Origin of the sequence: Cryobacterium shii (assembly GCF_004402595.1) — a bacterium.
GTDB lineage: Bacteria > Actinomycetota > Actinomycetes > Actinomycetales > Microbacteriaceae > Cryobacterium > Cryobacterium shii.
The window spans coordinates 20,740-28,595 of the sequence record NZ_SOFY01000040.1; the positions used below are offsets into that span (position 1 = coordinate 20,740).

A 7,856-nucleotide genomic window follows, 5' to 3' on the forward strand; every position below is an offset into this window, starting at 1 on the left:
GGTGCTGCTGCCGGTGAACCTGGCCGGGGTGCTGAAGTCCCTCGAGCAGGCGATCACGAGCAAGAAGATCCCCTTCGCCCGCACGCCCAAGGTGAAGAACCGCACCGCCGCGCCGCTCCTGTTCGTGCTGACGCCCTACCTGATCGTCGCGTTCTCCGGCCTGACCCTGTGGCGTGACGTGCTCGCCCAGAACTGGGGCAACGCGGCCTTCGCGGCGTTCAACCTGCTGCTGGCCGGTGCGGCGATCCTCGCGACCATCGGTCTCTGGAACTCCGTCGTCGACGTCTGGCTCGGCTGCACCCGCTGGCTCTACGTGGAACGTAAGCCCCGCGCCGCCTCGCCGGGTACCGCCGGCGGGCAGCCGGAACCGGCGCTGGACTGGCGCGCGGTGATCTATCACGGCTACGCGCCGGGTGCGGTGCCTGCGGGCGTGGACGGGGCATCCGTGCACCGGCATTCCCTGCAGAACGTGCGGGTCGCCTCATGAGTGAGGCGGTGCCGGTGCAGGCCGACGCGGTGCAGGCCGACCCGCCCCGGGCCTCGCGCCGGCTGTCCCCGGTGCGGGTCCTGCTCTCGATGCTGCTGGTGGGCGTGCTCAGCGTGGGCGGCTACCTCGGCGTGCAGATGTGGACCGCCGCCCGGGCATCCGAGGCGTACACGCCCTGGTTCGCCGGCTACACGGATGTCACGGCCACGCCCACCTTCAACTTCGAGACCCCGGCGTCGAATGCCGGCCGTGACGTGGTGCTGTCCTTCATCGTGGCGGCCACCGACGCGCCCTGCGTGCCGACCTGGGGCACCGCGTTCACCCTCGACGAGGCCTCGGAATCCCTCGACCTCGACCGCCGGCTGGCCCGCACCGAGAAGCTCGGCGGCCAGGTCGTGGTCTCGTTCGGCGGGCTGCGCAACGACGAACTCTCGACCGTGTGCACCGACCCGGGCAACCTGGTCGACGCCTACGCGGCCGTGGTCGACCGCTACCAGGTGACCACCATCGACCTCGACATCGAGGCCGAGAACCTCAGCGACACCGCCGCCGGCCTCCGCCGCGCCACCGCGATCAAGACCCTGCAGGAGCAGCGCCGCAAAGACGGCAAGGACCTCGCCGTCTGGCTCACCCTGCCGGTCGCGCCCGCCGGAATGACGGAGCAGGGCACGGATGCCGTCAGCCAGATGCTGAACGCCGGGGTGGACCTGGCCGGCGTCAACCTGATGACGATGGACTACGGCTCGAGCCGCGCCGAGGGCGACAGCATGGCCACCGCGTCGATCGCCGCCCTCAAGGCCGACCACCGGCAGCTAGGCGCCCTGTACGCGCGAGCCGGCACCGACCTCACCGACGCCACCCTGTGGTCGAAGATCGGCGCCACCCCGATGATCGGCCAGAACGACGTGCCGAGCGAGGTCTTCAGCCTCAAGGACGCCACCAGGCTGAGCAGGTTCGCGCAGGAGAACAAAATCGGGCGCATGTCGATGTGGTCGCTGAACCGCGACCAGACCTGCGGCTCGAACTACGCCGACCTCAAACGGGTGTCCGACTCCTGCAGCGGCGTCAGCCAGGGCGAGACCCGCTTCGCCGATCTGCTCGCCAAGGGGTTCACGGGGCGGCCGGAGGCATCCGCGTCGACCACGACCACAGACGAGACCGACAAGATCGGTGACCTCACCGACGACCCGGAGACCAGCCCGTACCCGATCTGGGCCGCGGAGGCCTCCTACCTGTCCGAAACCAAGATCGTCTGGCACCGCAACGTGTACCAGGCCAAGTGGTGGACGCGCGGCGACCTGCCCGACAACCCCGTTCTGAACGCGTGGGAGACGCCGTGGACGTTGATCGGCCCGGTGCTGCCGGGGGAGAAGCCGATCCAGGCGCCCTCCCTGCCGGCCGGCACCTACCCGAGCTGGGACGGCGCCGCCACCTACCAGAAGGGCGACCGGATCCTGCTGGGTGGAGCGCCCTTCGAGGCCAAGTGGTGGAACCAGGCCGAAAGCCCCGAGGCGGCCTTCTCGAACCCCGACGGTTCCCCGTGGACCCCGCTCAGCGCAGCCGAGGTGGCCGCCCTCCTGGCGACCCCGCCGCCGGCGCCGGTCGTGCCTGCGCCGCTCGCTCCTGCACCCGTCGTTCCTGCACCCGCGGCGACGACGAATGCTCCGACGCCCGCGCCGACACCGGCCGGCTAGGTCTTCGGTTGACTCGAGGCGGCCGCTCGGCCCTGCAGCACCAGTTCCATCACCGAGCAGTCCTCCGTCGGCCGTGACACCACCGCGAATCCGGCTGCCGTGAACAGCGTCTGCGTGCCGTGATACAGCTCCGCCGACGGCGCCCCCGGCCGCCGGGTACCCCTCGATCACCCGGGCGCCCTGGCTGCGAGCCTGCTCGACAGCCGCGCGGAGCAGTGCGGCCGCGACCCCGCGGCGCCGATACCCCACCCGCACCACGAAGCACGTCACCGCCCACACGGATGCGTGGTCCGCTTCGTGCCTGCTGCCCTGAACGACCACCTTCGTGCGGCGAAGCCGCGGGTACGCGGTCTTCGGCTCAACAGCGCACCATCCCACCGCTTCTTCGTCGAGATACGCCACCACGCCGGGCCCGGGGGAGCTCGCCCGCACCTGTTCCCGCAGCATCCCGGCGCACGCGTCGGTTGTGACCTCCGCCCATGCCTTGCCCTGCAGCTTGAAGTACTGGCACCAGCACCCCGCCGGGTCTCCGCGGGTGCCTAACACTCGCTCCAGGTCCACCCACGGCACGGATGCGACGGATTCGATCCTGAACTGGGCGTCAGCAGTCATGGGGTCACGCTACGCCCACGGCTGCGGATTCGCCGCGCTGCACCCGCGAAGCGGCGCAGCCCCCGCGTGACGCTGGCGCCGCACGTTCAGGCCACCCGTCTGCAGATCCCGTGCTCAAACGACGGATGGTGTCCGCGAGCACTCCGCGGACGCGGTAAGCTATTCGAGTTGTCTCCTGTTGATTCCACTCGTTGAAATCGCGCAGGAGCGGCGGGCTGTGGCGCAGCTTGGTAGCGCACTTGACTGGGGGTCAAGGGGTCGCAGGTTCAAATCCTGTCAGCCCGACCAATTGAACCGGCTCTGATCTGCGGAAACGTGAAGTCAGGGCCGGTTTGGCATTTGAACCCGTAGCCGCTATTCCCTACTTATTCGCGAAGTATTCGCGGTGGCTGCCGGATTGGCTCTAGCCAGTTCCTCGAGAATGCGCGCAACGTCGGCGGCGATCGCCGGTTTGGAAATGTAGAACTCGCGGGTGATCGCGGGGGAGGAGTGGCCGAGCTGGTGGGCGGCGGTCTCGGCGTTGACACGTTCGGAGATGAGAGTGGCCACGGTCTTTCGGAACGTGTGGGGCGTGACCCAGTCGAGTCCAGTGTCCTGACGGATCTGCCGCCAGCGCCGCTCGACGTTGTTGACCTGCTGCCAAGTGCCGTTCCGTGTCGAGAACACCGCGTCGATCGGGTTCACGGGCGATGCCGTACGCCGGCGCTTGAGCATGATGATGGCAAAGTCCGGGAGCGCAACTGTTCTCACGCTGGAGTCCGACTTCGGGCGGGCCTTTCGGTATGTGCCTTTGCCCGGCTCCGTCTTGATCGTGCCGTTGATGGTGAGGTTGGGCCGTAGGGCATCGAGGGCAATGTCCTCCCAGCGCAGGGCGAGGATCTCGCCGATCCGCGCTCCGGTCGCAAGCATGAGGTCGATGATGTCGGCCATGTCGCCGGACGCCTTCGGTCCAGGCCGTCGCTCAGCCGTCCACGCACCGAGCGCTTTGCGCACCGCGCTGAGGTCCTCGAGGCTCAACGACCGGGGCTCAGACCTCTCGCGGTGAATGCGTGAAGTCTGCTGGACGGGGTTCACGGCGAGCGCGTCGTGGCGAACCGCCAAACCCAGCATCGCGCCCAACACCACCTTTGTCTTGCGCTGACGGCTGATGCTGGTCGCCCGGAGCCGGACCAGAAACAGATCCAGTCGACTTGTTGTCACTTCCCGAAGGCGCAGTCCGCCGAATTCGGGTATGACGACCTTGGTGAGTACACGTTCGTACTCGTTGATCGTTGTGCCCTCGATGCGGCCCTCATCGCGCAGGTACTTGAGCCACAGCGTGGCGATCGTCGTGGCGGCAGTGATCGCCTGTTGCGTCGGTGTTGCGCGGTCCACCAGTTTCTCGCGCAGGGCACGTTCCGCGGCCGCGACGGTCGTGCCGGTGGCTGTGACTTCTCGGGCCACGCCGTCCTTGTCTCGGATCCGGGTGCGTGCGCGGTAGACACCCTCGCGAACTCGCGTCGTTCGGATCGTTCCCCAGGTGCCCAACGATGTCGGTGGGCGTCCGCGTCCCATCTCGTCGCCCTGTCAGCGCGGCCGACTAGCACGGGACAGGGAGACGCCTCCTGCTGCTCCGTCCTCGCGGCCGCCCGGGAGGTCGTCGAAGCTCTCGACATGATCGGCGACCCAGGCGTCCAGGTCAGAGCGACGGTAGCGTAAGCATCCGCCAAGCTTCACGGCTGGCGGGCCAAATCCCGTTCGTCGAGTCCGCCAGGTGTACAGGGTCGCCTTCGGGATCGAGAGGTAGGCCGCCGCCTGGTCGATCGTGAGGATGGCGCCCCCCATGGTGGCGTCGATCGTCATGTTCATCGTGTGCTCCTTTGCCGTAGCGAGAAAGGGTTTGCCCTCGTGCTGAAGGTGCGCAGCAGCCACCAGCTTGGCCTTGAAACTGTAGGAAGGCGGAGCCAGTTTTTATTGCGGTGCCGCGTGCGAAGCCGCACGGATCGTTGTGCCCGCAAGGGGAACCCTCTGCGGGCGCCCTCCTGACTTGGGTGACGTTAGCGCCTTCAGGCTGGAATGGTGAGGCTGATTGGGCCGGCCTCGGCAGGTCCGCCGCATCGTTGTGTGCCGCCCACGCGAACCCAATTGAGTGAAACGTCCCGCTCAGCGAGGACCTCTCCGCTTTCCGAGAGGGCACGCAGGACCGCTTTGTCCGGCGCTGCCATTTCCATCGAGATATTCCAGGTGCTGTCATCGATCTTGGTAGCGAAATAGGGGATTCGAGTTACTGAAGGCTCTGGCGTAAAAGTCTCGAGTTGCTGGGGATCGAGGGTTTCAAGGCCGACGGGGTCGTCTGACTGCTGCAGGACCGGTGCGGGTACCGAACACACGCCGTCTGCACACAACTCCACGACGCTGACGTCTTCTGTTTGGCCTTCGAGCTTGACCTCTACGGTGTTGCTCCACGCCATTGCCGGGCACACATAGACAACGGAGCAGCCGGGCAATGCCAGGGTCAAAAGAAACGCAGCGCCGAGACCCATCAACCGTTTTCGTGTCGACGTTGCGGCACCCATTTCATCCTCTTCGTTGAATGTCATTGGACAACAGCTTTTTAGCGTTTTCATCCGGACGGCGACCCTGCGTGAACGAGTCGTCCGGGAACTGCGGATGCGTCGCGAAGAGCGAAACCGCCGGCATCCCCCTCATGACTACTGGGATTCGAGGTCTGGTACGCCGAGCCTCCCACGTGGTCTGTACTGTCGAGCCCATCGTCACCAAGTCGTGATCCTGGGGATGTGGGCCGGTGTGAGGCGCTAGTAGTGTCGACACCAATCGACCTGGGGGGAACCAGATGAATCGCTGCTCGATAGGCCTTTTCGCGGTGGCCGCGTCACTGTTGCTCTTGACCGGCTGTTCGGGTTTTGCTGAACCGGGGCCCGACAGCACGGGCACTCCTACTCTCAGCCCGCCAGAACTCCCCGAGGGCTTCAAAGATCGCGGCGACGGCGTTGCGACGCGCTTCGTCGACGAGGAACAGTGCGGACAAGGCAGATGCAGCCAGATTGAGATCTACGCATACGATTCTTGCTCCAGCGGCGTGTACGTCAGGGCAGACACCATGGACGAGTCTGGTGTCGTAGTCGGATTCAGTAACGGGTTCACTGGTTCTCTCGCCAAAGGCGACAAAGCCATTGCAACCTTGCCAATCCACGAGGATGCCGCGACTGACGTGAAAATCACCAAAGTGAAATGCCACTAAGCGGTAAGACAATCGGCCGTGACGATTCAGTAACGAGGTGAACTGGATTCCCGCAGCGCTCGATACACTCGCGAAATGATACGCACCCGCGTCCGCCTGTTAGCGATCCTCGCGCTGAGCACATCGATGGCTGGTTGTTCTATCGATGGCGGCGATGATTGTCTTGCGGTTGCTTGGGCAAGCAAAGTGTCAGTTGAGCTGACGGGCGACACTGGCGACGTTAAGACCATTGAGCTGCTCTGCGACGGCAGCCCTTGTCAAGACGGGACGGTAGAGCGCTTGAAGGGGCTCGAGAACCCGAATGAACCCACACCGGTTCCCACCGCAGACGTGACGGATGCCAACGTGACCCAGGTCGACGGCGATACCTGGACTACGTCATTTATGCTCGACGTTCCTGACCGGGCAACGGTTCGTGCCATCGCATCAAACGGTGAGGTGCTCGCGGAGCGCGATGTGATCTTTGAATGGAAACGCGTCGGCGGCTCGGAGCTCTGTGGCGGACCCATGGAAGCTGAACCGATCACTCTGGATATCCGGCCCTAAATCACAAGCGATTGCGCGGGTGTAGCAGGTTGCTCTCCGGCAGCAGCAGTAACGGGCGGCAAGCAGGTGTGGCTCCGGATGCGGGCTGGACTGGGTCGACGAGGACCGGACACTTCTGCATCGTTGCGATTCATCAGGGGGGTGCCAGATCGCCCATAAGTCGGGCGTCCACGGCAGCAGATTCGGCGCCAATTCGCCGAGGTTCCGAGGTCCCGGGGGAGTGGCGTCACCGTGGTCGCGTATCCTCAGGGGTCTTGCCGGGTAGTTTGTCTAGCCGCCCGTCCAGGCGTCCACGCTGATGTCGAACCCGGCAGCACCGCAGGCCGCGCTGACACCGGTCAGGGCTTGACCCCACTCTGGCGACAGCGGATCGATTGGCTCGTTGGCCGCCGACGGCAACAGGTCCTTCAAGGCCTCCACCTGGTCGGCCACCGCGGAGCCGGGCACGGTGTCCACTTGGGCCGTCAGTCGCGCGACGAGCCGGGCGGCCCCTTCGAACTCCTGCTGCAATGAGGGCTCTGCGAGGAGCGAACCGTGCACAATGTGCATAAATGTGAAAACGTCACTCACCTGCGCGCACGTTTCCTCCACGGTCACAGTGGCGGCGGGAGGCGATGCGGTGACGAGCGAGGCATCCGTTTGAGTGCCGACGACGAAACCGACACCAAGTGCGATAAGGATGCCGAGAATCAGGAGGGCGTTGCGGCTGCGTCTCCCGCCGGGCAGCGCGGTCTCGTCGAGTGGCTCCTCAACAAGCTGTTGGAACGAACCCTTGGAACTCACCTCGTGCACTGTCCGGGGACCAGCCACACTCGGTGCCGCCGGTGGGCCGGGGGAGCGGGCCGGCTGGGTGACGGCCCCGGATTCTGCCGACCTGACCGCGATGGCAATCGCGGCACGGTCGGCGGCAACTGTGGCCTGCAGCTCCCGCAGGGCGAGGGTGGCCTGTGGATCGCCAACGGAGTCGCCGTTCGCAGAGAAAACGCGCTTCTGAAGGTCGCGCAGCTGGTTGGCCGGGGACGGTGTGCCATCCGGTGCTGCGTCCGCGGGGTGTGCCGCCCACCAGAGAGCGTTGAGCACGTGCTGGTCACCTGAATAGGCGACCCGCACCGCCGACAGGAAGGCCGGATCACGCTGCGCTCGAGCGAAAATGTCTTCGTCGCCGTGGCCACGCACCAATGAGAGCCCCCAATCATTTATTCGGCCAGCATGGCACAGTGCCCGCGCCCCGCGCCGCCGCGCCCCGCGCCGCCGCGCCAGCCGGTGCGCCGCCAGC

8 protein-coding genes, 1 tRNA gene and 1 pseudogene are annotated in these 7,856 nt (G+C 66.0%); 5 read left to right on the top strand and 5 right to left on the bottom strand.

Annotation, left to right across the window (positions count from 1 at the left end):
* Nucleotide 1: 1 nt before the first annotated feature.
* Together E3O49_RS19015 and E3O49_RS18760 are read left to right on the top strand one after the other, a co-directional pair.
* On the top strand, nucleotides 2-487 hold the full coding sequence (locus E3O49_RS19015; RefSeq protein WP_370261373.1) for a hypothetical protein: 486 nt from the start codon (nucleotides 2-4) through the stop codon (nucleotides 485-487).
* On the top strand, nucleotides 484-2,181 hold the full coding sequence (locus tag E3O49_RS18760; protein WP_134451318.1) for a chitinase: 1,698 nt from the start codon (nucleotides 484-486) through the stop codon (nucleotides 2,179-2,181). The genes E3O49_RS19015 and E3O49_RS18760 overlap by 4 nt, the downstream gene beginning before the upstream one ends.
* 225 nt (nucleotides 2,182-2,406) lie before the next feature.
* Here E3O49_RS18760 and E3O49_RS18920 read toward each other — a convergent pair.
* Nucleotides 2,407-2,793: pseudogene (locus E3O49_RS18920) on the bottom strand (GNAT family N-acetyltransferase); the annotation flags it as partial.
* A 211-nt stretch (nucleotides 2,794-3,004) separates the two neighbouring features.
* Between E3O49_RS18920 and E3O49_RS18770 the strand changes: the two are divergent.
* Nucleotides 3,005-3,081 (top strand) — tRNA-Pro (locus E3O49_RS18770).
* Nucleotides 3,082-3,147: 66 nt separating this feature from the next.
* Here the strand turns inward: E3O49_RS18770 and E3O49_RS18775 are convergent.
* From E3O49_RS18775 to E3O49_RS18785, 3 genes are all read right to left on the bottom strand, one after another.
* On the bottom strand, nucleotides 3,148-4,236 hold the full coding sequence (locus E3O49_RS18775; RefSeq protein ID WP_198417474.1) for a tyrosine-type recombinase/integrase: 1,089 nt from the start codon (nucleotides 4,234-4,236) through the stop codon (nucleotides 3,148-3,150).
* Nucleotides 4,237-4,359: 123 nt separating this feature from the next.
* The gene (locus E3O49_RS18780) at nucleotides 4,360-4,641 is read right to left on the bottom strand and encodes a helix-turn-helix transcriptional regulator (protein WP_134365050.1); all 282 of its coding nucleotides are present in this window, start codon (nucleotides 4,639-4,641) and stop codon (nucleotides 4,360-4,362) included.
* Nucleotides 4,642-4,838: 197 nt separating this feature from the next.
* Complete coding sequence (locus tag E3O49_RS18785) at nucleotides 4,839-5,372, bottom strand: hypothetical protein (protein ID WP_134451322.1); 534 nt, start codon at nucleotides 5,370-5,372, stop codon at nucleotides 4,839-4,841.
* Between the two features lie 284 nt (nucleotides 5,373-5,656).
* Here E3O49_RS18785 and E3O49_RS18790 point away from each other — a divergent pair, with 284 nt between their 5' ends.
* On the top strand, nucleotides 5,657-6,034 hold the full coding sequence (locus tag E3O49_RS18790) for a hypothetical protein (protein WP_134365052.1): 378 nt from the start codon (nucleotides 5,657-5,659) through the stop codon (nucleotides 6,032-6,034).
* Nucleotides 6,035-6,109: 75 nt separating this feature from the next.
* Nucleotides 6,110-6,580 (top strand): hypothetical protein, encoded by a 471-nt coding sequence (locus E3O49_RS18795; protein ID WP_134365053.1) that lies wholly within the window; start codon nucleotides 6,110-6,112, stop codon nucleotides 6,578-6,580.
* Nucleotides 6,581-6,850: 270 nt separating this feature from the next.
* Here E3O49_RS18795 and E3O49_RS18800 read toward each other — a convergent pair.
* Nucleotides 6,851-7,856, bottom strand: a 1,006-nt coding sequence (locus tag E3O49_RS18800; protein WP_160141056.1) for a hypothetical protein, incomplete at its 5' end; no start/stop codon positions are given.